Origin of the sequence: Lentilitoribacter sp. Alg239-R112 (genome assembly GCF_900537175.1) — a bacterium.
In the GTDB taxonomy this organism is placed as follows: Bacteria; Pseudomonadota; Alphaproteobacteria; order Rhizobiales; family Rhizobiaceae; genus Lentilitoribacter.
Map to the genome: position 1 here is coordinate 2,445,509 of NZ_LS999833.1, position 22,420 is coordinate 2,467,928.

General features: G+C 42.9%; 26 protein-coding genes and 1 tRNA gene. 12 read left to right on the plus strand and 15 right to left on the minus strand.

Translation table 11 applies throughout. From position 1 onward, the window contains the following. Positions 1-11: 11 nt before the first annotated feature. Positions 12-419 (plus strand): YkvA family protein, encoded by a 408-nt coding sequence (locus tag G3W54_RS12135; RefSeq protein WP_162653289.1) that lies wholly within the window; start codon positions 12-14, stop codon positions 417-419. Here G3W54_RS12135 and G3W54_RS12140 read toward each other — a convergent pair. Further along, positions 416-991: a sigma-70 family RNA polymerase sigma factor gene (locus tag G3W54_RS12140; RefSeq protein WP_162653290.1), complete on the minus strand. Its 576-nt coding sequence runs from the start codon at positions 989-991 to the stop codon at positions 416-418. The genes G3W54_RS12135 and G3W54_RS12140 overlap by 4 nt on opposite strands. 310 nt (positions 992-1,301) lie before the next feature. On the opposite strand from G3W54_RS12140, the gene G3W54_RS12145 reads away from it, so the two are divergent. From G3W54_RS12145 to G3W54_RS12155, 3 genes are all read left to right on the plus strand, one after another. After that, positions 1,302-1,823: an invasion associated locus B family protein gene (locus G3W54_RS12145; RefSeq protein WP_162653291.1), complete on the plus strand. Its 522-nt coding sequence runs from the start codon at positions 1,302-1,304 to the stop codon at positions 1,821-1,823. 142 nt (positions 1,824-1,965) lie between these two features. Continuing rightward, a complete protein-coding gene (rlmN, locus tag G3W54_RS12150; protein ID WP_162653292.1) occupies positions 1,966-3,204 on the plus strand; it encodes a 23S rRNA (adenine(2503)-C(2))-methyltransferase RlmN in 1,239 nt (412 codons plus the stop codon). An 18-nt stretch (positions 3,205-3,222) separates the two neighbouring features. Beyond that, the gene (locus tag G3W54_RS12155; protein WP_162653293.1) at positions 3,223-3,654 is read left to right on the plus strand and encodes a hypothetical protein; all 432 of its coding nucleotides are present in this window, start codon (positions 3,223-3,225) and stop codon (positions 3,652-3,654) included. Between the two features lie 115 nt (positions 3,655-3,769). On the opposite strand, the gene G3W54_RS12160 is transcribed toward G3W54_RS12155, so the two are convergent. The 3 genes from G3W54_RS12160 to G3W54_RS12170 all read right to left on the minus strand — a co-directional run bounded on the left by G3W54_RS12160 (position 3,770) and on the right by G3W54_RS12170 (position 6,567). After that, entirely contained in the window at positions 3,770-5,086 is a 1,317-nt protein-coding gene (locus tag G3W54_RS12160) for an ammonium transporter (protein WP_162653294.1), read from the minus strand. A 22-nt stretch (positions 5,087-5,108) separates the two neighbouring features. Continuing rightward, complete coding sequence (locus tag G3W54_RS12165) at positions 5,109-5,447, minus strand: P-II family nitrogen regulator (protein ID WP_174244228.1); 339 nt, start codon at positions 5,445-5,447, stop codon at positions 5,109-5,111. A 238-nt stretch (positions 5,448-5,685) separates the two neighbouring features. Further along, a complete protein-coding gene (locus G3W54_RS12170; RefSeq protein WP_162653295.1) occupies positions 5,686-6,567 on the minus strand; it encodes an acyl-CoA thioesterase II in 882 nt (293 codons plus the stop codon). Between the two features lie 93 nt (positions 6,568-6,660). Here G3W54_RS12170 and G3W54_RS12175 point away from each other — a divergent pair, with 93 nt between their 5' ends. Continuing rightward, entirely contained in the window at positions 6,661-7,899 is a 1,239-nt protein-coding gene (locus tag G3W54_RS12175; protein ID WP_162653296.1) for a ubiquinone biosynthesis hydroxylase, read from the plus strand. A gap of 23 nt (positions 7,900-7,922) precedes the next feature. On the opposite strand, the gene G3W54_RS12180 is transcribed toward G3W54_RS12175, so the two are convergent. The 7 genes from G3W54_RS12180 to uxaC all read right to left on the minus strand — a co-directional run bounded on the left by G3W54_RS12180 (position 7,923) and on the right by uxaC (position 14,317). Then, positions 7,923-8,120, minus strand: a complete 198-nt coding sequence (locus tag G3W54_RS12180; RefSeq protein WP_162653297.1) for a Trm112 family protein — start codon at positions 8,118-8,120, stop codon at positions 7,923-7,925. Between the two features lie 8 nt (positions 8,121-8,128). Next, on the minus strand, positions 8,129-8,794 hold the full coding sequence (locus tag G3W54_RS12185; RefSeq protein ID WP_162653298.1) for an LON peptidase substrate-binding domain-containing protein: 666 nt from the start codon (positions 8,792-8,794) through the stop codon (positions 8,129-8,131). A gap of 87 nt (positions 8,795-8,881) precedes the next feature. Continuing rightward, positions 8,882-9,895: a co-chaperone YbbN gene (locus G3W54_RS12190; protein ID WP_162653299.1), complete on the minus strand. Its 1,014-nt coding sequence runs from the start codon at positions 9,893-9,895 to the stop codon at positions 8,882-8,884. A 105-nt stretch (positions 9,896-10,000) separates the two neighbouring features. Continuing rightward, positions 10,001-10,498 (minus strand): YbaK/EbsC family protein, encoded by a 498-nt coding sequence (locus G3W54_RS12195; RefSeq protein WP_162653300.1) that lies wholly within the window; start codon positions 10,496-10,498, stop codon positions 10,001-10,003. A gap of 14 nt (positions 10,499-10,512) precedes the next feature. Then, the gene (locus G3W54_RS12200; RefSeq protein WP_197742824.1) at positions 10,513-11,430 is read right to left on the minus strand and encodes a sugar kinase; all 918 of its coding nucleotides are present in this window, start codon (positions 11,428-11,430) and stop codon (positions 10,513-10,515) included. A 17-nt stretch (positions 11,431-11,447) separates the two neighbouring features. Beyond that, the gene (locus G3W54_RS12205; RefSeq protein WP_162653302.1) at positions 11,448-12,890 is read right to left on the minus strand and encodes a mannitol dehydrogenase family protein; all 1,443 of its coding nucleotides are present in this window, start codon (positions 12,888-12,890) and stop codon (positions 11,448-11,450) included. A gap of 20 nt (positions 12,891-12,910) precedes the next feature. After that, positions 12,911-14,317, minus strand: coding sequence for a glucuronate isomerase (uxaC, locus tag G3W54_RS12210; protein ID WP_162653303.1), 1,407 nt, complete (start codon positions 14,315-14,317; stop codon positions 12,911-12,913). Positions 14,318-14,746: 429 nt separating this feature from the next. Between uxaC and G3W54_RS12215 the strand changes: the two genes are divergently transcribed. The 5 genes from G3W54_RS12215 to G3W54_RS12235 all read left to right on the plus strand — a co-directional run bounded on the left by G3W54_RS12215 (position 14,747) and on the right by G3W54_RS12235 (position 18,651). Next, positions 14,747-14,821: transfer RNA gene (locus G3W54_RS12215), tRNA-Gly, on the plus strand. 209 nt (positions 14,822-15,030) lie between these two features. Then, a complete protein-coding gene (locus G3W54_RS12220; RefSeq protein ID WP_162653304.1) occupies positions 15,031-15,522 on the plus strand; it encodes an ABC-three component system protein in 492 nt (163 codons plus the stop codon). After that, entirely contained in the window at positions 15,510-16,034 is a 525-nt protein-coding gene (locus tag G3W54_RS12225) for an ABC-three component system middle component 5 (protein WP_210253518.1), read from the plus strand. The genes G3W54_RS12220 and G3W54_RS12225 overlap by 13 nt, the downstream gene beginning before the upstream one ends. Further along, positions 16,021-17,952 carry an AAA family ATPase gene (locus G3W54_RS12230; protein WP_162653306.1) on the plus strand — a complete coding sequence of 644 codons (1,932 nt, stop codon included), beginning with the start codon at positions 16,021-16,023 and terminating at the stop codon, positions 17,950-17,952. The genes G3W54_RS12225 and G3W54_RS12230 overlap by 14 nt, the downstream gene beginning before the upstream one ends. Positions 17,953-17,988: 36 nt before the next feature. Further along, positions 17,989-18,651: a hypothetical protein gene (locus tag G3W54_RS12235; RefSeq protein WP_162653307.1), complete on the plus strand. Its 663-nt coding sequence runs from the start codon at positions 17,989-17,991 to the stop codon at positions 18,649-18,651. A gap of 22 nt (positions 18,652-18,673) precedes the next feature. Here the strand turns inward: G3W54_RS12235 and G3W54_RS12240 are convergent, their stop codons facing one another. The 4 genes from G3W54_RS12240 to G3W54_RS12255 all read right to left on the minus strand — a co-directional run bounded on the left by G3W54_RS12240 (position 18,674) and on the right by G3W54_RS12255 (position 21,635). Then, a complete protein-coding gene (locus G3W54_RS12240) occupies positions 18,674-19,795 on the minus strand; it encodes a tyrosine-type recombinase/integrase (RefSeq protein ID WP_162653308.1) in 1,122 nt (373 codons plus the stop codon). 12 nt (positions 19,796-19,807) lie between these two features. Then, positions 19,808-20,212, minus strand: a complete 405-nt coding sequence (locus tag G3W54_RS12245; protein ID WP_162653309.1) for a helix-turn-helix domain-containing protein — start codon at positions 20,210-20,212, stop codon at positions 19,808-19,810. Between the two features lie 68 nt (positions 20,213-20,280). Next, a complete protein-coding gene (locus G3W54_RS12250; RefSeq protein ID WP_162653310.1) occupies positions 20,281-20,934 on the minus strand; it encodes a hypothetical protein in 654 nt (217 codons plus the stop codon). Positions 20,935-21,212: 278 nt separating this feature from the next. Continuing rightward, positions 21,213-21,635 carry a helix-turn-helix transcriptional regulator gene (locus G3W54_RS12255; RefSeq protein ID WP_162653311.1) on the minus strand — a complete coding sequence of 141 codons (423 nt, stop codon included), beginning with the start codon at positions 21,633-21,635 and terminating at the stop codon, positions 21,213-21,215. Between the two features lie 173 nt (positions 21,636-21,808). Here G3W54_RS12255 and G3W54_RS12260 point away from each other — a divergent pair, with 173 nt between their 5' ends. Both G3W54_RS12260 and G3W54_RS12265 read left to right on the plus strand, forming a co-directional pair. After that, positions 21,809-22,081, plus strand: a complete 273-nt coding sequence (locus G3W54_RS12260; protein WP_162653312.1) for a hypothetical protein — start codon at positions 21,809-21,811, stop codon at positions 22,079-22,081. A gap of 115 nt (positions 22,082-22,196) precedes the next feature. Further along, positions 22,197-22,340 carry a hypothetical protein gene (locus G3W54_RS12265; RefSeq protein ID WP_162653313.1) on the plus strand — a complete coding sequence of 48 codons (144 nt, stop codon included), beginning with the start codon at positions 22,197-22,199 and terminating at the stop codon, positions 22,338-22,340. The last annotated feature ends 80 nt before the right edge of the window (positions 22,341-22,420 follow it).

Consider the following 22,420-nt stretch of genomic DNA (forward strand, 5'->3'; position numbering starts at 1 on the left):
AAGTCTAATTTATGGAGAAAAAAACCATCAGCAACAAGGAAATTGAAGCAATCCTTAAGCCAGCTAGCGATGACCAGCAATCGCGGCAAGAAGCAAAAGTACGCACAAAATTTTGGCCTACATTAAGAAAGGCCATAGCCCAATTTCCCTTTGCTGAAGATATAGTTGCAGCGTATTATTGCGCACTTGATAAGCAAACGCCAAGCCATGTTAAAGGTGTATTACTCGCTGCACTTGCCTATTTTATTTTGCCTATCGACCTTATTCCAGATTTCATTGCGGGGATTGGTTTTGGAGACGATTTAGCTGTAGTTACAACAGCATTATCTATGCTGCAAAACCACATCACAGATGGACAAAGAGCAGCTGCGAAAAAAGCGCTTGCCAAGTTCAAAACAGATAACGAAGAAGTACACTAGTCTGATACTTCCGTAACGCCATCATCTTCCAAAGTTTCTTTAAGCTTTTGAAATGCAACACGAATTCTTGATTTTACCGTCCCCAAAGGCAAACCGGATTTTTCTGAAATTTGACTATGGGAAAGTCCTAAAAAGAATGACATTCTAATAATGTCGGCATGTTTATCATGCAAAAGAGCTAATGCTCTTCGAACATTGCTATCGCGTTGATCTTCTTCCAGAACCTCATCCGGCGGCGTAGGTTCGGATGGGATAAAAATAGGATCGTGAATATCGATCAAAGCAGATTTATCACGCCGCAGAAGGTCAATACGCCGATTTCTAGCCACCCGAAAAAGCCAAGTTGATAATGATGATTTACTCGAATCAAATAAATGCGCCTTATGCCACAAAACCGACATTACATCTTGTGACATGTCTTCTGCTTGCTCTGGATTAGCACCCAGTTGAAGAAAGTAGGATTTAATTCGTGGAGAAAAATAATTAAATAGTTCCGCAAACGCTTTCTGATCACGATCAGTGGCGATAGCTCGAGTAAGTTCTGCAAACCGTGCATGCAGATTTTTGCTCATTAATTATTATCCTAAAACGCAATTACTTTATTCGTGATTAGGCCCTATCAGACAATGTCTTATTTGACCCTGATCGATACTGGACAAATTATTGCCTAATTATTGCACTATGAGAAGTGCCAAACGACTCTAATCATTTGAAATCACATGAAAACCACAAATATTTAAAATTTGGCGAAAATGTTGACGGTTTAGTAACCACACCAAGGCAATATAAGCTTCGGCGACATTTTATGAGCACCAAAATTTGTTTGAATTTATAACAAATGATTTGAATTCAAAGACGCGTATAATTGGAGAAACTTTCATCATGTTCGGCAAGAAGATTGCATTAGCTTTATTATTGACATCTGCTACGACGGTAACAGCTTTTGCTCAAGCCCCTGCTATTATTAATGAATTTAATGATTGGGGTGCATATTCGTATCAGTCATCACAGGGTAAATTATGTTATGTATTGACGCCGCACAAGACAGCAGCTCCATTATCAGAAAATGGTAAAACGCTTTCTCATGGTCAAAATTATATTTTAGTAGCTCAGCGTAAAGGGCAAACCACGACTTATGAACCGCAAGTCATGATGAGTTACAAAATGAAGGAAGGCTCTAAAGTCGCAATGACAATTGGCGATAAGAGTTATACATTCTATACACGAGGAAAAGTTGCACACCTAGAAAATGTTGCACAAGAAGCTGCTGTTGTAGGCGCACTTCGAGCAGGCAGCACTGCATCTATTCAAGTGATCTCATCTCGCAATGGTGCTCAACGTGATTACAGCTTCTCCTTGTCCGGCATATCGGCAGCCCTAAAGAACATTGCCGACTGCAAATAGACTTTGTTAAGGCTTATAACGCTTCATATAAAACAATCAATTTTCATTAACAAAGTGACGAATGTCACTTTTGGTGTTATTGGCTTGTCAAAATCCTCAAATGAGGCCTTCATATAAGGCCAGAACAAGGAATGACGAGATCATGGCAATTTCAATTGATCTTCAAGATAAAGACAAACGTCGCAATCTGGCAGAGCGCACGAATACGTTTCAAAACAACAAACCAAGTCTTATAGGTTTGTCGCGCGATGAATTGAAAGAAAAGCTCGCCAGCATTGGCATTGCAGATAAACAATTGCGCATGCGCGCAACGCAGATTTGGCATTGGCTTTATATTCGAGGCGTCTCAGATTTTTCCGATATGCAAAATGTATCGAAAGATCTGCGCGGGTTATTGGCAGAGAACTTTGATATTTCACGCCCGGAAATTATTGAAGAACAAATCTCAAATGATGGCACACGAAAATGGTTGATGCGCTTTCCATCCGGCGGTGCAGGCAAACCTGTTGAAGTCGAGACTGTTTACATCCCCGAAGATGATCGCGGTACTCTTTGTATTTCCAGCCAAGTCGGCTGCACCCTCACATGCACCTTCTGCCATACAGGCACACAAAAGCTTGTCCGTAATTTAACATCTGGTGAAATTCTAGCTCAGTTGCTTGTGGCAAAGGATCGATTAGGAGACTTCCCAAATAAAGACACGCCGGTGGGCGGTTTTGTACCAACCGGAGAACGGAAAGTATCCAACATTGTTATGATGGGAATGGGTGAGCCGCTTTATAACTTTGAGAATGTTAAAAAGGCGCTCTTGATTGCTATCGACGGTGAAGGTATCGCGCTCTCAAGACGACGCGTTACCCTCTCAACATCCGGCGTGGTGCCAGAAATATATCGCACGGGTGAAGAAATCGGTGTCATGCTGGCAATATCGCTCCATGCGACACGCGATGAACTGCGCGACGAGTTAGTACCTATCAATAAAAAGTACCCGATAAAGGACCTTATGGAAGCTTGCCGCACATATAAGGGCGCAAATAATGCGAGGCGTATTACATTTGAATATGTAATGCTAAAAGGGGTAAATGACAGTTTACAGGACGCAAAAGAACTCGTCATGCTTTTGAAAAACATTCCTGCTAAAATTAATCTTATTCCATTCAACCCTTGGCCCGGCTCACAATATGAATGTTCCGACTGGGAGCAAATTGAAAAGTTTGCTGATTTCATCAATCAAGCCGGTTATGCCTCCCCAATCCGCACGCCTCGTGGACGTGATATCCTAGCTGCATGCGGCCAGTTGAAATCAGAATCCGAACGCCTACGTAAAACAGAACGCGCTGCACTTGAAGCCATGATGATTTCTGGCCATGGCGAAGCCTAACTTTTTCGAGATTACATTTTGAGCCAGTTAATACGAATATTTCTAAGATTTGTTACTATCACATTCGGCTTCACAGCAGCCTGCATCGCAGCTGCGACCGTTTATGCTTTTTTATCAGGCTTGATTAGACAAGATGATTTTGAAACATATGGAAGCGTTGAACTTGGAATATCGCTTACGATTATGTTGACCGGCCTTAGCGCAAAATTCGCACAGATCGCATTTACTCCGGCATTCATAGTTATTCTGATTTTTGAAATTAAGGCGATCCGCGACTGGATTGTCTATCTCGTTTCAGCAGCCATAATAAGTATTGTTGCTCTTTTTGCTTTTGAAACAGAAATTATCGATTTTAACAGGGCCGCAATTTACACAGTTAGTGCGATAATAGGTGGATTTATTTATTGGTTATTTGTCGGCCAACGTGCTGGCAAGTGGCGCGATCGCTAATCTCAAAAACATATGATCTTAATATACAAAAAGGGGCCCATTTGAGTAGGCCCCTTTATATTGAAGAAGGTTCGCGATAGATTAGGAAGGAGGCAAACCTTCTTTTGAGGAAGGCTTATCTATTTGAGAATTCAGGATAAGCTTCGATACCAACTTCAGCTTTATCCATACCCATCATCTCGTCTTCATCAGATGCGCGAATACCGACAGTTTTTTTCAAAACATACCAAACGGCTGCTGATGTAATTACCGTAAATGCACCCATCGCAGCAATACCCATAACCTGTGTACCATAGCTTGCATCTGAATTTGTGGCAGGAACAATCAGAGTTCCCCAAATACCTGCAAGCAAGTGAACAGGGATAGCGCCGACAACATCATCAATTTTTAACTTATCAAGCATTGGCACTGCAAAGACCACAATCGCACCGCCGACGGCGCCGATCAAAATTGATGCGCCACCTGATGGCGCAAGTGGCTCGGCTGTGATTGAAACCAGACCAGCAAGCGCACCGTTAAGTGCCATCGTTACATCGATCTTCTTATACATTAGCTGAGTTAAGATCACTGTTGCGACCACACCACCCGTAGCGGCCAAATTCGTATTGGCAAAAATACGTGACACATCAGATGCATCGGCAATTGTACCCATAGCAAGCTGAGACGCACCATTGAAGCCGAACCAACCAAGCCAAAGAATAAATGTACCCAATGTTGCAAGTGGAATGGAGGAACCTGGCATTGGAACCGTGCGACCGTCAACATATTTGCCCTTACGCGCACCCAGAATAATTGCACCAGTTAGAGCTGCCCAACCGCCGACTGAGTGGACGATTGTTGAACCCGCAAAATCGGAAAATCCAGCTCCTGATAACCAACCAGCGCCCCATGTCCAAGCACCAGTTATTGGATATAAAATACCCGTAAGGATCGCTGTGAAGATCATAAATGGCCAAACTTTTATACGTTCGGCAACAGCACCAGAAACAATAGATGCTGTCGTTGCAACAAATACCATCTGGAAGAACCAGTCAGAGGCCGTAGAATAGCCTGTTTCAAGAGCATCACCGCCAACTGGGTCAAATCCATATGAGAATGCAACGGATCCGAAGTACCCACCATCAACACCGACATACATTACATTGTAGCCAATAGCCCAATACATAATACCGGCGATTGAATAGAGCGCGATGTTTTTCAGACATTGCATTGAAACATTTTTAGATCGAACAAGACCTGCTTCAAGCATAGCAAAACCAGCTGCCATGAACATGACCAAGAAGCCACCCACAAGGAAAAGTAGCGTATTGAAGATATAGGCAGTCTCTGCTTTCGTAGCAAACTCAGATTCCTGGGCAAGAACAGGTGTTGCACTTAAAGCCAACCCTGTCAGCGATGTCGCGATGAACGACTTTGCGTTAAACATTTTCATTATCATAATACTCCTAATTATCTTACAGAGCTTCAGCGTCTGTTTCGCCTGTACGGATACGTACGGCCTGATCAATTGAATATGAGAAGATTTTGCCATCACCGATCTGTCCGGTTTTGGCAGCTGATGTAATTGCTTCAATCGCGCCATCAACCGCATCAGAGGCTACCGCAATTTCGATTTTTAATTTTGGCAAGAAGCTAACGGCATACTCCGTGCCGCGATAAATTTCTGTGTGCCCCTTTTGACGTCCATAACCTTTGACTTCGGTTACAGTTAAACCTTGAATTCCGATGTCTGTAAGAGCTTCACGCACTTCATCTAATTTGAACGGCTTTATTATGGCCATAACGATTTTCATATCGTTTCCCATCCTTTGTTTGAACATGACGTTTTACCGTCCCTCAGTTCTGCGAAGCACAAGCGCCTGCAGCTAAACCAAAGGATTCAAGTTCCGTGCCAGTTTGATAGGTAATTTTTATCTATTTGATTTTGTTAAATAAAATATGAGTTATGCAAAAAAATCACATGAAATGATTATTTTTTATGCAAATTTAATTTGCATATTTTTTAGGCAAATTTGTGCTGGCGATTAAGAATTATGCATGTGATCGTTTTCGAATCAGACCTTCTTGCGCAACAGTCGCAACAAGTGTGCCATCACGTGTGAAAAAAGAACCTTGCGCCATACCGCGGCCACCAGAGCTTATGGGACTATGCATGTCAAACAATATCCAATCATCAAGAATTAATGGATGATGAAACCACACAGCCTGATCCAAACTTACACTATGCGCAACCCCTTCAAATATGCTCACACCGTGCGGCATAAGCGCGGTATCTATAAACAGAGTATCAGATGCATAAGCTAAAATCGCGGCACTTAAGGCTTGATCCAATGGCTCATTCATTGGTTGCTTTAAACGTAGCCAGATCGATTGCTGAGGCCGCTTTTCACTCTCGCCCATATATCTTTCAAAAGATGTAGGCCTAAAATCAAACGGCCGCTCTTTTGTTGCATAAGCCACGAATCCAGCACAAGATTTAGCATCCTTCGATGATAAAAATGCTTCAAAGTCAATATCTTCCGGCATTGGTACATGGGGCATAACATTTTGATGGCAAAAGCCATCACGCGGCAAATGAAACGACAACTGCATTGTAAACACAAGCAAGTCATTCTGATAAACCTCAACACTTCGCATGGAAAAACTTGCTCCATCCCGCACCCGTGTGACCTGAATCTCGAGCGGCAATTCGGGATTTCCCGCTCTTAAGAAGTAGCTGTGGAAAGAATGAACATGTCTTGAAACCGCAACTGTCTTTTGCGCGGCGGCCACAGCTTGAGCTAAAAACTGTCCACCAAATATACGAAGACGACCAAAATCAGGAGAATGCACGACAAACCTGTCTTCGCCCACCTCCGTCAATTCAAGACTGTTTAAAAGCTTGGCAACACTCTCATGCAATTTGCGCGACATTATGCATCCATAAATTCATTTCGAAGTTAAATGGCTTTACGCTATAGTTATGCCATTAATCAATTGCAGTGTGACTGATTAGGGGTTTAGAAAATGACAAAACATCAGGTAGATATATTAATCGCGGGCGCTGGATATGTTGGCTTGGCAACTGCGGTTGCTATTAAAAAGGCCGCCACCCACCTTAACATTATGGTTGTTGACGCTGCTCCTAAAAATGTCTGGAAGAACGATCAACGTGCATCAGCAATTGCGGTAGCAGCGGAAAACATGCTTGATGCATTGGGTGCTTGGGACGACATCAAACCTGACGCGCAACCTATAAATAAAATGATCGTTACGGATTCTGACGTAAATGACCCCATACGACCGATCTTTCTAAATTTCGATGGCGCAGTGGAAGATGGCAACGGTGAAGGACGTCCGTTTGCACATATGATTCCAAACAAATCAATGATCTCGGCACTTCGATCTTTGGCCGATGAACTGGATATCACAATCCGGCAATCGAGCCCGGTAACGGGCTTTGAAAAAAGTGCCGCATCAGTCAATGTGACCCTGAAATCAGGAGATATTGTGACAGCCAAATTGCTTATTGCAGCAGACGGAGCGCGATCCAACATTAGATCGATGGCAAAAATCCGAACCATGAGCTGGCAATATGGGCAATCAGGCATTGTGACAACCGTAGCCCATGAACGCCCACATAACGGACAAGCAGAAGAGCACTTTCTACCGAGCGGACCATTTGCAATACTGCCGCTAAAAGGCAATCGATCTTCTTTAGTTTGGACAGAAACAGAAGAAAATGCGGAGAAACTGGTCAATGGCGATGATCTTGTTTTTGAAATGGAACTCGAGCGCCGTTTTGGGCACAGACTTGGTACTATTAAACAAGAGGGGGGGCGACGAGCCTTCCCATTAGGCCTCACGTTAGCGCGCGAATATGTGCAAGATCGAGTGGCACTTGTTGGCGACGCTGCTCATGGTATCCACCCTATCGCAGGCCAAGGTCTTAATCTTGGTTTCAAAGGCGCTGCTGCTTTGGCACAGACTATTGTGGAAGCAGATCGCCTCGGGATGGATATAGGCGCACTGGATGTTCTTGAGCGCTACCAGCTGTGGCGACGTTTTGATACGGTCCAAATGGGCGTCACAACAGATATACTCAATCGCATGTTCTCAAATGACATCACCCCGCTACGCCATCTTAGAGACTTTGGCCTTGGCCTTGTGGAGCGGATGCCAAAGCTAAAATCATATTTCATCGAACAAGCTGCGGGCTTACAGGGCGAAGAAGGTCCCAAACTACTTAAGGGTCAACCTATTTAGTGAAGTCAATAATTTAACTGAAATTACTCAGTTATCTTCCGTGCTTCTGAGACGAGCATAATCGGAACGCAATCTTTAATTGGAAAAGCTAACATTGCTTTTTCTGAGATGAGCTCTTGGGCTTCTTTATCGTAGGTTAAAGGCCCTTTCGTAAGCGGGCAGACTAAAAGCTGAAGTAATTTTGGATCAATATCGGGCACTTTTGATACTAAATCGACCATAGCAATCCCTATTGTACTGTCTGCGGAGTTTCATCATCATCCGACGAATACCCCATATCCAAAAGCGCAACTAAAGTTTCCACGCGCGTTTTATAATCAGCTTCAAGAAGCGCTTGCTTTTCGGCGATATCAAACGGAACAAGGCTTGAAAGAATATTGACTAAATCAGGCACTCTCAATTGCTTATAATCATCAGTATCAATTTCAATGTCATTGCTTTCTATATAAGTCATAAAATGAGCAAGTAGCTGAGGTCTATATTCGTCAGCCTCAGAGGAAGGTTCGGCCAGATCTTTTACAAAAGGACAGATTTTTGCCACTCGATAAGGCTTCTTCACAGCCTTTTCTTCCTTGATGCGAAAACGACAAATCCCTGCAACAGAAACCACATACCGACCATCACCGGATTCAGCCAGCGAAATTATGCGACCCAACGTTCCAACATTGCAAAGATCATCAACCGGTTTTGCATCTTCTGTTACATAGTTTGTCTGAACCACCGCGACCAACCTATCTCCGGCAAGCGCATCGTCAAACAGTTCAAGATACCGCGGCTCAAAAATATTTAGTGGCAGGACACTACCTGGTAATAAGAAGGCACCAGATAACGGGAAAAGACGTGCCTCATTTGGCAGGTCTTCTTCGCTCCGATAATGCATATTTCCTACTTGCATGACATATCCTTTTCTTAGAATAACATGATGCCAATATTGAACGAACTAATCAAACACCAAATCGGAAAAACTGCCTGAGAGCTTAGCTTATGAAAATAAGACCGACGACAATTTGCGCCGACCAGATGCGCTTGCAGGGTCGGCAGGACCCCACGCTTCAAAAAAATCGAGTAACACTTTACGTGCGCCGTCATCGTTCCACTCGCGATCACGCTTCATGATAGCGATCAACTCGTCGACAGCCCTATCTTTATCGCCCATGGCATTATAAATTTTTGCCAGATCCACACGTGCTTCATGATCATTTTCATCTGCAGCGAGCCTTGCTTGCAGCTCATCAGGATTACCAAGATCAGCAACTTCTTTTGCCATTGAAACACGCTTTATAGCACCGGCGATTGTCGGCTCTGTTTTTGCATCCTCTGGCAGGCGGTCCAACAATTCTGCAGCTTGATCGAGTTTGCGACTTTCGATCATACAGTCAACAATACCAGCAATCGCACGAGGATTACCCTTATCTTCCTGCATAACAATGGAAAATGCTTGTGCAGCTTGCTCGATATCGCCACCGCTCAACGCAGCTTCGCCAGCCTCTAGCATTTGTTCAATGCGTTCCTGCATTTGCGCTTGCGGTGAAGATGCAGCAAGCTTTGTAATCATCTCATTGATCTTGCTTTCAGGTACCATACCCATAAAGCCATCAACTGGTTGACCACCGACATATGCTGCCACAGCTGGAATCGATTGAATTCCCATCTGACTAGCAATTTCCGGATATTTCTCAATATCAAGCTTTACAAGCCGAACAGCACCAGCAGCTTTTTTAACAGCGTTTTCAAGCAAAGGTGTAAGCTGTTTACATGGCCCACACCAAGGGGCCCAAAAATCCACAATGATAGGCATCTGCGCAGAAGCTTGAACCACATCACGTGCAAAATCATTGGTTGTTGTGTCAATAATAAGTTCACCACTTGGCGCTGGCTGAGATGGCGCAGGGCTAGTTGGTGTCGCCCCCACATTCACGCTACCGCCGCCATAAGAGACCGATCCCTGATATTGGCTACCATCATTATGTGCGTATGGATTGTCGTTATCACTCATTATATCTACTCATCTATTTGCGCTACTATCAGCATTGATCATCCAAAATCGTATCAGATCACGCTCTGCGGAGGTATTATCTCATATAATCGACTTGATATAGATTTATTGTGAAATTTTCAAAATTAAAGGGTCATGCCCAAAATGTTTTGCAAAGCGAATAAGATCATCTCTGTGAATTGACGTCGTTGCATCATTCTGCAAGGGGTGACAATTGATAATTTCATGCTCCAGCAAAGGTTTGTCTATAACCATATTTACCCGATGATTAGTATCATTCATGACAGCAAATGCCGTGACAGAACCAGGGATAACACCCAGATACTCTAACAATTTATCAGGCTTGCCAAATGAAACACGGCTCCGCGCGTCAATCAGAGTGTGAATTTTCTTCAAATCCACATCTGCATGCTCTTCTAAAACCACTAAAAAAAAATTATCTTTTTTATCCTTTAGAAAAAGGTTCTTTGTATGCCCGCCAGGGATATCAGAGCAAAGCGAATTAGATTCCTCAACGGTAAAAACTGGTTCATGATCATAATTTGTATAAGAGATACCCAGATCGTCTAGTATTTCCAGCAAATCATCTTTGGTCTTCTGCATTTATCTTCACTCACCTATTTTGGAATAATAGCACCTTGGTGGGCGATAACATTCAAGGCAATATTATGTCCAGCAAGCAAAGCTTCATCAATTGACTTCCGCTCGAGAATTGCCGCCAGAAATGCACCATTAAAACTATCGCCGGCAGAAGTCGTATCTACAATTTTGGTTGCTTTGTTAAATACCGCTTCGCTGGATTGCTGCTGACCATTCAGTATCGCAAGAGGACCACTAGCCCCTCGCTTAACAGCCATTAACGGGGCAGCATAAGAAGAAAGACGTTCAAGAGCAGCAGCTTCACAATCATCTGCAAATAGGGCCATTTCATCATCGATGGAAGGCAATCCGATATCGCAAAGCTTCCATGCACACGCAACAACTTGTTGCGCGATCTTTTTATCCGACCAAAGATGCGGGCGGTAGTTAGAATCAAAAGCAAAACGCACACCTTTTTTCCTAGATTCCTCAATCCAATCCAACAGCGACATAACAATATTAACTGGCAAAATGGCAAATGTAATTGCACTTAGGTAAACGACATCCATCCCTTCAAGAGACGTAAAATCAGCGTCACCTTGCTCTGTAGAAAACAGTGTGCGAGCTGCGGAATTTTCCCGCCAATAAGAAAATACTCGATCACCCGTATGATCTTTTGAAATGGCGTAAATACCCGGTGAACGACTTTCGTGCTTTGAAACAAAGCTACAATCAATGTTCTCGGCTTCTATATATTCAATCATCACAGAAGAAAAATTATCCTGCCCAAGGCGAGAATTGAAATATACTTGGTGGTCTGGTGATAAACACCGTTTTAAATATATCGCCGTATTCAACGCGTCTCCGGCAAAACCGATACCGGCTTGGCGTCCGCTTTCATCAAGCGACAATTCAATCATTGCTTCACCGATACAGGCAATCTTCAACGGTTTCATGGAATACTTTCTCATTATTAAATTTCAGACATCAAATTTGTAATATCTTCAATTTTCCCAACAATCAAAAGATTGAGAAATTTTATTGTTCTTTCTGAAAATTGGTTACTATCGGCAAGCTTAGTTGGCATAAAATCAGATAGCTCACTTAGATTTCGATAGATTTTAGAAGCACTACTTCCAGCGCTTGATACAGCTTCCGCGATCTCAGTTACCTTCGGATCTTGCAATTCATATTTCGAACCATCTGGCATCTGTCCTAAACAATACCGCATCCAGGCCGCTGTAGCGAGTGCAAAGCAATCAACCGATAGACCTTTGTCCAAACACGAAACCGCCGGTGCAAAAATTCTCTGTGGGAGTTTTTGCGTACCATCCATCGCTATTTGGTAGGTCTGGTGAGCAATATTGGGGTTTTCAAATCGCGCAATCAACTGAGAACGATAATCATCAAAATTTATCTCCTCCAACGGGTCCAATGTTCTTGCGGCAGCCTGCATATGCATATCAACCAAAGTTGCAAATTGTTTGCGTCTCATGACATCTCGCACATAAATACATCCCTGCACATACCCCAAATATGCAAGCATTGAGTGCGCGCCATTTAACATCCGTAACTTCATGTTCTCATATGGTGCAACATCATCAACAAGAAGTGCACCTGCATCTTCCCATGGCGGACGAGGGCCGCAGAAATTATCTTCAATAACCCATTGCGTAAACGCTTCAGTTTCTACTGGTGTTTTATCCTCTTGACCAAGAATGCCGCTCACTTCAGCAATCAATTCTGGCGTTGTCGCAGGCGTTATGCGGTCCACCATCGTATTCGGGAAACAAGTATTTTCTGCAATCCACACACCAAGCATCGGATCTACACGTCTGGCAAAATCTAAAACACCCACACGCACCATGTCACCATTATCAGGCAAATTATCACAACACAGCACCGTAAATGAGGGCAGCCCCAGATCTCGCCTCAATTTCAACCCCTTGGCCAACATGCCAATAACGCCAATTGGTTGTTCCGGATTAGCCAAATCATTTGCGATACTTGGATGCTGAGGATCAATACCGCTTTTATCCCGCAATATACCATAGGCTTTTTCAGTAACAGTTATGCTGACAATATACGTACACGGTGAGGAAAAAGCTTCTATGATTGGTGCTGTATCTCGACTTGCCGCAACAACGCCGGAAATTGAACCAATCTTTCGAATGTTCGGTTGACCATCTTGATTTCGCAGAACAAGAGAATAAACCCCATCTTGAGCATTCAACGCAGCGGCAATGTGCCTACTCTGCAAACTAACACCCAATATACGCCAATCACCACCAGTTTTAGACAAAACATCGTCCGTGTAAACCGCTTGATGAGCTCGATGAAAAGCACCAATACCTATATGTACAATACCGACACCATGCCTATCAGGAACGTAGGGGATTTCATCAATATTTGCCATTTATCAACAGACTACTTTCTTCAAAATTTAAAGTTATAGGCGGACTTAGGCAATCGATATGTCAGATCAATAGCAACCTCAATGGCTTCATCAATGTCCAGTATATGTTGTGCAACTTGCCCTGATAAGAAACTAGCATCCACGCGCCGCGCAACATCATGCCGCGCTGGGATTGAAGGGAAGGCACGCGTATCGTCATTAAAGCCGACACTATTGTAAAACCCTGCTGTTTCTGTTGTGAATTGACGAAAGCGCATCATTCCTTCAGGGCTATCATGAAACCACCATGCAGGGCCAAGTTTTAAACATGGATAAGCCCCAGCAAGGGGAGCAAATTCACGCGCATATACTGATTCATCTAAAGTGAAGAGGATAATTGAAAGGTTTTTCTCCATCCCGAACTTATTCAACAATGGTTGGAGTGCAGACACATATTCAGTTCGTGCAGGGATATCAAAGCCCTTGTCGCGACCATATTGATCGAATACCCGATTATTGTGATTCCGGTGCGATCCACAATGCAACTGCATGACTAAACCATCATCAATGCTCATAGAGGCCATTTCTGTGAGCATCTGCGCACAGAAAAGATCATGATCCGATGTTGTTCCCTGCCCGCTCATAATTTTCGCAAATAATATTTCAGCCTCTGTCGTGCTTAAGTCCGCGGTTTGAGCCGTTGTAAAACCATGATCTGTCGCTGTCGCACCGAGTGATTTAAAATATGATCGACGAGTGCGATGCGCATTTAAATAACCCTGCCAGCTATATGTATCCTCACCCGTCAGCTCACCAAGTTTTGCAACACTGCTCATAAACTCGCTATGATTCGGGTCAATTGCAGCATCAGGCCGGTAAGTCGGCACAACCAAGCCTTGCCAACCATCCTCAACAATCTTCTTGTGATACTTCAAGTCATCTGTGCAGGCGTCAGTTGTAGCAATAATTTCGATGTTAAATTGATCATATAATGCGCGCGGTCGAAACTCATCCGACCTGACCTTTTCAGATATAAGATCATAGATTTCGTCAGCGGTTTCTGCATCAAGCCGCTTTTCAATTCCGAAAAGTTTTTCAAAGGTATAATCCAACCAGAGCCGTGAAGGCGTTCCACGAAATAGATAATAATGCTTAGCAAAGAGTTTCCAGATCTTATGGCTATCTGTCGTATAGAAGGAATCATCTTTGGGTTCGATACCGAGATCTGAATATGATAGACCTTGTGAGACCAACATCCGCAAAATATAGTGATCAGGAGTGATCAACAACTTCGCGGGATCGGGGAATAACTCATTTTCTGAAAACCAAGAGGGCTCAGTATGCCCATGTGGGCAGATCAGAGGCAGCTTTTCAATTTGTGAAAAAATTTCACGCGCAATTATCCGCTGTTCATTATCAATTGGAAATAATCTATCTTCACTCAGCATTTCATTACTCTGCTACATCGAAACTGCATTAATGCGTTCGCTGATCGAATTAACTCGGTCAACTATACTTGACGATGATAGATACCACAGATCATTTTTTTGCACACCCGATCAGAAGTGCGGCATCAATCATCCCACTATATCAATGTAACATCTTATATATATTCATACATACATGTTTTTTAAAGCCGAGAAGAATGGCCAAATAAACTCCCTCAATTCGCCGGATAATCAGATAGACAGCGCAATTCACACAAGAATTGGCACCGAAACTCATATGTACAAAGGTGAAATAAGTGACACATCATAAGATTTTCAAAGAGTTGCGATTTATCTTCATTTTATTGTTGCAATTCATTTCATCTTGCGCCATATAGCGCAGGTCTTCAGTGACACACGTATTCATAATACCTCAGAATACGATGTTGAGCGGGTGTAGCTCAGGGGTAGAGCATAACCTTGCCAAGGTTAGGGTCGAGCGTTCGAATCGCTTCACCCGCTCCAATTTTTCTCAATAGTATCAATATGTTGCAGCCGGGACACTTTTACCTCAAATTTGGCACTGCCAAATATTGCCAAATGCTGAGCGGTTTTGTATTGCCCAACCACAATCTAGGGTTCCGATGGAATCCATCAAATAATCATAGTTGCAAATTTATCAGATAAACAATACCGTAATAATTCAATGAACTTTGACTTAAGTGAACGAATTAATGAATCAGGTTGTACCACTTCTTCAGCGACTGTCGTCAGAAATAAACCAAGAACAGAAAAAGAGTTTGGAACGTTTTTTAGGGGACTTGTATCTATATGTTCAAAAACGCGACCAAGCAGATGATGACGATCTAGAAACAAAGCTAGTGAGCGCAAACAGGACTATGGAAATCAAAAATGCAGAACAAAGTTTGGAGTCCTTTGTCATGCTATTAGAACAGTATCAGTATTTTCCGTCGGGGCAAAAGCTCTTCGGATTTTTTTTAGGCCGTATACACGACGTGTTTTGTCATCAGATTTTGAACCGCATTAATAGTTTAAACGATTCCGACATAGATCGTATTATCCAGACAGAAATCATAGACCAAACTATAACGGATATGGGTGAAGGGTTTGAGCATTTTACACTAACACACAAACACGTGAGAGGCATGGTGTACTACTTAGCAGATCGTTGTTTTGTAAGGTGGGATAAAAAATGTACAGCTTAACGTATACAGCGGCCTATGACCCTTATCATACAGTTTTTAGAATGCTCGGTCTTGTTTTTAATATGCAGCGAGACAAAGAAATCAATATTGAAACCTTAAGAATCGCTGATTTCTTTCATTGTTTTCCATGGCTGCTCAAGGAAATGAGTGCTTACACAAAAATACCAGAATTCCTAAAGCATAAGAACATGGTGGTTAGACTGAACCCAAGGCCAAAGTTTGGCAAACTACCCGATAGCCGAATAATGTTTGAAAGGATGTTTGCTTCGCAACTCGCAGCAAAAAATTTACTCGAAATAAACGGTATATTTGAAAGCAATGACGATATCTTGATCTATAATTCTCTAGATTCAATAGGTGTCGAACTCACACAGCGTGTGGAAAGTTACGCTACAGAAAATTCAGAATTACTAAAATTCATTTCCTCCAAATTGATGTTGGTGCCGTTACAAGGACCGGGAGGGTTAAAAGACCGATCTGGGTTAAGTGAGTTTAGATATGACAATGTTTAATCCAAACCTTCACGTAACACAGCTGACAATCCATCGGAATGGTTTGGTTGTCTTTGATGAGTGTTTTCACACTGGCCTTAATATTATCAGAGGTGAAAATAGTTCTGGCAAATCAAGCATAATGGATTTCATATTTTATGCCCTTGGAGGTGATTTGGGCGAACACCAATGGCGCGAGACATCATTACTTTGTGATCGAGTTTATCTTGGTGTGACACTCAATGGCGTTGAGTTAACCCTTTCAAGAGAAATTGAACAAAAAATATTTCGACCTATGGATATTTTTTTCGGCACTCATGAAGAAGCAATGAGTGCACCGATTAGCGAATGGGAGAAATTTTCTTACTCACGTGGCGGCTCCAAGAACCCCAAGGAGAGCTTTAGCCAAGTCTTGTTTAGACTACTGGGATTGCCTGAGGTACGTATCGAAGAGCAGAACGTAAAAGTAACGATGCACCAAATTTTGCGACTTTTGTATTCAGATCAACTCAGTTCTGTTGAACGTATTTTTAGAGATCAACAAATAGATGATGCAACCACTAAAGCTACTGTTGGCGATATCCTGCTCGGAGCTTACAGTGATAAGTTCTATAGGGCCACATTGCGCCTTCGCGAAGCTAAGGATGAATTGAAAGACGTAGTATCAACGGAAAGAAGAATTGGTAAAGAGCATCAAGTAGATGGTCAGCCGTTAACTCCAGAATGGTTGATAGCGGAACACCATAAACTTGAAAATGAAATTCAATCTATCGCAGGTTCCATTGAAAAATTGGAAAATGAGATATTCTCCGAGCAATTCAAAGATCGCCTGACACTTAATGATCAAGAATCTACTTATAAATTGGTTGTCGAACTACAATCAACCATTTCTGAAATAACTGAAAGCCTCCACGTCAAAGAACTCGAAATTTCTGACGCCAAAGATTTTATCTCATCCATGGATCATAAAATCGGTGAAATCACAGATGCCGAAGCGGTGGTAAAGGAATTTGAATATTTGGCATTCGATATCTGTCCAGCTTGCCTAGGTGTCATAACTGAGCATGAAATAGAAGGAGCCTGCACACTCTGCAAATCTTCATTCAACAAGGAAGACACTATAAACCGTTCTGCAAGATTACTCAATGAAGCTATAAGACAGCGTGATCGTTCAAAGAGAATTCAAGAAGACCGCATTGTTGAACGAGATGACCTGAAACGAAAGCTAGAAGCTGAGAGGCAGAAATGGGAAGATGCCAATCGATACTACTCCATTTCACTAAGAACACCTACCACTGAATTACGATCTGAACTAAGAAAACTGAATCGCCTCTCAGGTTACAAGCATCGTCAACTCGAAGAATTATCATTGAAAAAGTCTATAGTTGAGCAACTTCATCAACTTGCTGAATCTCGGAAAAATCTGATTTCGGAGATTTCTGATCTGGAAACAACTATTGATTCAGAGAGTAACAAGAATATTGAACGTCGCTCAATTGCCAGAAGGGCTATAGAAAACAACACACTAAAATTTCTCCACGGCGATTTGGATAGACAATCTACCTTTGCTAACGCAGAGAAGATTAGTTTTGAATTTGACGGGGATCGACTATCAGTGAACGACGAGAGTTTTTTCTCGGCGAGTTCCATGGTATACTTAAGAAATAGTTTTCTGGCAGCATTTCACTTTTCATCAGTGGCGGATTCCAAATTTGGGCATCCAAGATTCATGCTTATGGACACAATAGAGGATAAAGGAATGGAACCCCAGCGAAGCCAAAATTTCCAACGGGCTTTGGCTGCGCGATCTGATGATGCCAACTCGGTCCACCAGATAATTATTGCAACTTCAATGATCGCCGACGAGTTAAACAACGAAAAATATGTCGTTGGAGAATATTACACGCACGAGAATAGAACTCTGAACATATTAACTTAATTCTCTGCCATATTTATAACTAGAGTGGTAATGTCGATGTCTGATCAAGAAACATATCTTCAGAAAAATTTCGATTGGCATATTTTGCGTGGTTTCGGCGCATCAAAGATAGCTTCTGTGACCGTTCTTATGCCATTCATCGGTTATGTAATTCTATACAATTCCCAATTCACGCATTGGCTTGGTGGACTTGGAGGCATGCTGGATCAACATGATCTAAGCGACAGTTGTACACCCTATTTCAATTTTTTTGAACGGCTCAATCTTTTGTACTGCGGCCTCCTATCATTAGGGTTGTCTGCACTCACCTATAAACTATTTGCTCCGAAAGAGGTAAGCCACTATCGGGATGTCGATGAGTATATAGATTCTGTACGACCAAATTTAACTGCTCGTAGAATTCGGGTCATGTACAGGACGATAGCCAATCGTAGACCTAAAATCGGTCAATCCTTATTGGAACGTGCTGGTTGGTTAGAAAACACAATACCCATCTCCAAGGCTTCAATTGAATTCAACCGAAACGAAAATGATGATCTAATACTCGATATACTCCGAAATTTTCATCAAGCGCAAAATCGTCATTACTACCGACTAGCCGTGGTGTTCTGTGCTTTTCTCTTTGTTTTGGGCACGTTGGTTCTGTCTCTCCCAGCTATCACGTTCACAATGAGAGTACTCTGCGTAATATTCGCCTAAAATACTGAATTGGTGTTCTTCTTTAACCAATAGTCAACGGCATTTCGATCACTCGGTCTTTCATCGCCTCATCAGGCATATGAATATAGTGATCCAGTGTTACCCGTGAACTTGGAGAATGGCCCATCATCTTCTTGATCAATTCCAGTGGTGTACCATTGATCCACTGATAGCTGGAGAACGCCTTACGGCCATATTTTGGGGTGAACTTCATCGGCTTACCGAAACGCTCAACACCAGACCGTACAATGGCTGACCGAAGCGATTTACGACAATTGTCGATATGCTTCGTTGGATTCTTATCACTGGGAAAGACCCAATCACTTTCCTCCAGTTCAGTGCGAAGTTTTATCAGGTCCTGTTTCAAACCATCACCCATGATCACATCACGAACAGATGTTTCCCCTTTAGGATCAAACGTCGCAGTTTGGCAGATGTGGATACGGTTGTTATCAAGATCGACCTGTTCCCAACGCAATTCATAGGCTTCCGACTTTCGCAAACCCGTTTCGATCATCAACCGCATCAACACTCTGATCTTAAAAGGGAGTTCATCAAGAATTTTAACCATCTCATCCAAGGTCGGCACTTCGGTCTTGACCTTGAACTCCCTTAGCGATCTGAACTTCAGAGGTCGATCAATGAGACGTTTATCAAAGCACCAGTTCATGAGAGCTTTGAGTTTACGAGTTTCTGTGTTGATCGTAACAGGTTTGATCTGCTCCTTACGACGTGCGGCTTGATAATCCATAACATGAGTTTCATCGACGATGCCGATATCCAATTCACCCATCTCTTTCAGGACATGTGCGAGACCATTGAGATCAGTACGTAGTGACGATTTACGCTTATGGCCCGCCGCGACCTTTCGCTTCTCATCATCCAACCACATGCCGAACACATCTTTCAATGTGAACCCGGTCATGCCCTTAGCTGTATTGTGTTCGACAAGCTGCTTACGTTTTACGAGTTCCTTAGCGGCATTCTTCGCAGCAGTTTTAGACGGGTACTGCTTCCGCTTCCGCTTATGGTTGCCATCATAGTTCGGCGGGATGTTCAATACCCACCGACCCGTAGCTTTACCATTGACCCGTTCTTCGCGAACGGAAATCTCTTTAATATATTCTGTCGTCTTCTTAGTCATGGATGCACACGCTTAAAGTTGCTTGAGTGCTTCCAGAGCAGGGTTCTCGACGTTCGATGACGGGATGTGATCGATGACACTCATCCGCTTCACCAGACCCGTGCCACGCTTCACCACACGGCGACGTGAGCGAACATAATCTTCAAGATCAGATTTCAGATAAAGCGTATAGCGCCCAACGCCTTCATAGGTTGGCAGTTCATCGATTGGCATTGTTTGCAACGTGCTCACAGCACAGTGCAGCAACTCAGCAGCCTGATCTATGGTCAGGATTGTTTTCGACTGAAGCGCGATCTGGCGAAAGGCCATGGCGACCTCTTCACCGGGTAAAAGATCAGTCGGCGGCAAAACCGGACCAAAGTGGCCTTCGCTCATCGGCAACGTTTCAATGGTATTTTGGATATCTGTATCACTCATGGGCAATTACCTCTTCTGAAAGGGGTGCACCTCCATGCACCCCCGTTTGGCTGGAGTTAATGAACGCACTAAGCATCGTACATTTCTTCTTGATGAAGCCAGTTAACAGCCTCATGGTGGTGAAATGCCCAATATTGAATGAGGGGAATGAGCTTAAGCTCTGTTACTTCTTCCCAACTGCGTTCACTCTCCAGAAGGATCGCCATTGTTTCAAGCTGACAATTCGAGAAAAACTGACCGCTAAAGAGACGAATGGTTTGTCCCTCCGCCAAGATGTCACGTTTGAACGGTGTCAAACATCCATCCTCGGACTTTTTAAGAAAATAGACCCTATTAATATGAATATCGAAAACAAAATCATCAATCGGGTCAACTTTCAATTCAACGAAGCGCAATGGTCCAAACTTACCTGATGTATCAAGGATAATTTTGGTTTCAACTGAACCTTCTACAGACCAACGAAATCCATCACGATTGGGTTTTGTGATATCAAAGAGTTTAGGATGTTCTTCTTCGATAAGACTATATTCGTCTGCATATGAAAGGATAGTGTGTTGAATTTTCCGAACCAAATTTTCCGGGATGAAACCACCGTTCTCTCCAACGCAAATATGCTGTGCGATTTCGAGAGGCAGGCTTGGATCAACCATGTAATTTGATTCAACGCTACATGTAAGGTGAAGCTGTTGTCCGGTCGCTTCAGTACCAATATTATGTGTCATTGATTATTTTCCTCGTTGACAAATTAAATTACAAGCACCTGCTTCTGACATTGAACATGAGGAATAATCACACTTGCCCACTACACAGAAACAATGAGATGAGCAGGGCTGTGCCAAATGGAATGCCTATTGCTCAACGCGACTAATTTCAGTTGCATTTTAGGGGAGTAGTGTGGGTTATATATGTGAGGGTAATTTGAGATTTTTTGTGAGTGTAAGTCGCCTTACACTTATAGATGTAGTATCCACAAAACAGAAATCAACACCGCCCCCAAAATTTAATTCACCATTGTTTCCAAGATATCTTCATACTCGGCAACATTAACATCATCGGATGAGAGACCATCCTTCTCAAGACGCTTGGTTTCCATCTTGTAAATGGCAATGCATAGATCAGCACGTTTTTTCGACGGTACTGAAAGCTCTAACCGTTGAAGCAAAGTGTCAAGCTGTTCGATTATTGAATGCATGATTTCCAAATTAAGCTCTCCCGTTTGATGGGGAGCGAGATAGAGTTCTTGGGGCTTGACCTCCAAGACATCTGCGATCTGCCGCATACGTGCTTGTGTCATAGAGGATTTGCCATTTTCCAACCGACTTAGCTGCGTGATGGTGATGCCTAGTTTTTTTGACAAAGCATCTTGGCTCAGGCCGCGTTCTTTGCGCTTCTGTGCAATGGAGTTGGGAATTCTGGATGTCATGGCACTCTGCCTGTCTCATTGATTTGGTCACCCCCAATTATTGTTAAAAAGAGAATCGTTACTAGTCACAATATAATACTATATTGACATAATATGTAAATCATGCTATCTAACAGCAATCCAAAATTACATTAAGTTTACACTTAACATCGATATTCATGAGGAGGACTTATTTGAACATTCGTCTGAGAGATACACTGCGTCTGCTATTCATCACCATGGTGTTTGTACCATCTACCGTAATGGCTTCTGATGTTTCATTAGAGGATCAAGCCTACAAGCACTATCGCTGCTCTGCACTGGTTGAACTGAACCGGATGACTGATGCAGATCGGATAGTTTGCGACCAATTAAAAACTGATGGTTTTGATCTGACTGTATGGGAGTTTGATAACCGGGAACAGTCAATCAAACTTCAAGAAGACGTATTTGCAGAGTTCTTCTGAATAACAAGAATGGATGACGGTTCTTACGACGTTCCAAACATCCATCGGCAGGTGTGGTCATTCGAGACTACACCTGTTTTGATATCAGGCGCATCAAATTGGGAGGGTACATAATATGAAGAGATATTTTTCTGTGAAACTTAAAAAGGGCCTGAACGAACGATGGGTTCGGGTAGCAGCACAGTCATTCACCAATGCGTCTCATGAGGCTGAGAAACAGCATTTTGGCTGGAAGACCATCGATGTCCAGCAGGGGTAATTTTCGGTCACGGGTGTTTAGTTCTTGACGAACAAAACCAACAACAAAAAAGAGGAACCCCGGTTTGCTGGGATTCCTCT

What these genes read in the sequence shown, in the direction of transcription:
- G3W54_RS12135 (WP_162653289.1), top strand. Translation starts at nt 12, where the DNA reads ATGGAGAAAAAAACCATCAGCAACAAGGAAATTGAAGCAATCCTTAAG.
- G3W54_RS12140 (WP_162653290.1), bottom strand. Translation starts at nt 991, where the DNA reads ATGAGCAAAAATCTGCATGCACGGTTTGCAGAACTTACTCGAGCTATC.
- G3W54_RS12145 (WP_162653291.1), top strand. Translation starts at nt 1,302, where the DNA reads ATGTTCGGCAAGAAGATTGCATTAGCTTTATTATTGACATCTGCTACG.
- rlmN (WP_162653292.1), top strand. Translation starts at nt 1,966, where the DNA reads ATGGCAATTTCAATTGATCTTCAAGATAAAGACAAACGTCGCAATCTG.
- G3W54_RS12160 (WP_162653294.1), bottom strand. Translation starts at nt 5,086, where the DNA reads ATGAAAATGTTTAACGCAAAGTCGTTCATCGCGACATCGCTGACAGGG.
- G3W54_RS12165 (WP_174244228.1), bottom strand. Translation starts at nt 5,447, where the DNA reads ATGAAAATCGTTATGGCCATAATAAAGCCGTTCAAATTAGATGAAGTG.
- G3W54_RS12170 (WP_162653295.1), bottom strand. Translation starts at nt 6,567, where the DNA reads ATGTCGCGCAAATTGCATGAGAGTGTTGCCAAGCTTTTAAACAGTCTT.
- G3W54_RS12175 (WP_162653296.1), top strand. Translation starts at nt 6,661, where the DNA reads ATGACAAAACATCAGGTAGATATATTAATCGCGGGCGCTGGATATGTT.
- G3W54_RS12180 (WP_162653297.1), bottom strand. Translation starts at nt 8,120, where the DNA reads ATGGTCGATTTAGTATCAAAAGTGCCCGATATTGATCCAAAATTACTT.
- G3W54_RS12185 (WP_162653298.1), bottom strand. Translation starts at nt 8,794, where the DNA reads ATGCAAGTAGGAAATATGCATTATCGGAGCGAAGAAGACCTGCCAAAT.
- G3W54_RS12190 (WP_162653299.1), bottom strand. Translation starts at nt 9,895, where the DNA reads ATGAGTGATAACGACAATCCATACGCACATAATGATGGTAGCCAATAT.
- G3W54_RS12195 (WP_162653300.1), bottom strand. Translation starts at nt 10,498, where the DNA reads ATGCAGAAGACCAAAGATGATTTGCTGGAAATACTAGACGATCTGGGT.
- G3W54_RS12200 (WP_197742824.1), bottom strand. Translation starts at nt 11,430, where the DNA reads ATGAAACCGTTGAAGATTGCCTGTATCGGTGAAGCAATGATTGAATTG.
- G3W54_RS12205 (WP_162653302.1), bottom strand. Translation starts at nt 12,890, where the DNA reads ATGGCAAATATTGATGAAATCCCCTACGTTCCTGATAGGCATGGTGTC.
- uxaC (WP_162653303.1), bottom strand. Translation starts at nt 14,317, where the DNA reads ATGCTGAGTGAAGATAGATTATTTCCAATTGATAATGAACAGCGGATA.
- G3W54_RS12220 (WP_162653304.1), top strand. Translation starts at nt 15,031, where the DNA reads ATGAATCAGGTTGTACCACTTCTTCAGCGACTGTCGTCAGAAATAAAC.
- G3W54_RS12225 (WP_210253518.1), top strand. Translation starts at nt 15,510, where the DNA reads ATGTACAGCTTAACGTATACAGCGGCCTATGACCCTTATCATACAGTT.
- G3W54_RS12230 (WP_162653306.1), top strand. Translation starts at nt 16,021, where the DNA reads ATGACAATGTTTAATCCAAACCTTCACGTAACACAGCTGACAATCCAT.
- G3W54_RS12235 (WP_162653307.1), top strand. Translation starts at nt 17,989, where the DNA reads ATGTCTGATCAAGAAACATATCTTCAGAAAAATTTCGATTGGCATATT.
- G3W54_RS12240 (WP_162653308.1), bottom strand. Translation starts at nt 19,795, where the DNA reads ATGACTAAGAAGACGACAGAATATATTAAAGAGATTTCCGTTCGCGAA.
- G3W54_RS12245 (WP_162653309.1), bottom strand. Translation starts at nt 20,212, where the DNA reads ATGAGTGATACAGATATCCAAAATACCATTGAAACGTTGCCGATGAGC.
- G3W54_RS12250 (WP_162653310.1), bottom strand. Translation starts at nt 20,934, where the DNA reads ATGACACATAATATTGGTACTGAAGCGACCGGACAACAGCTTCACCTT.
- G3W54_RS12255 (WP_162653311.1), bottom strand. Translation starts at nt 21,635, where the DNA reads ATGACATCCAGAATTCCCAACTCCATTGCACAGAAGCGCAAAGAACGC.
- G3W54_RS12265 (WP_162653313.1), top strand. Translation starts at nt 22,197, where the DNA reads ATGAAGAGATATTTTTCTGTGAAACTTAAAAAGGGCCTGAACGAACGA.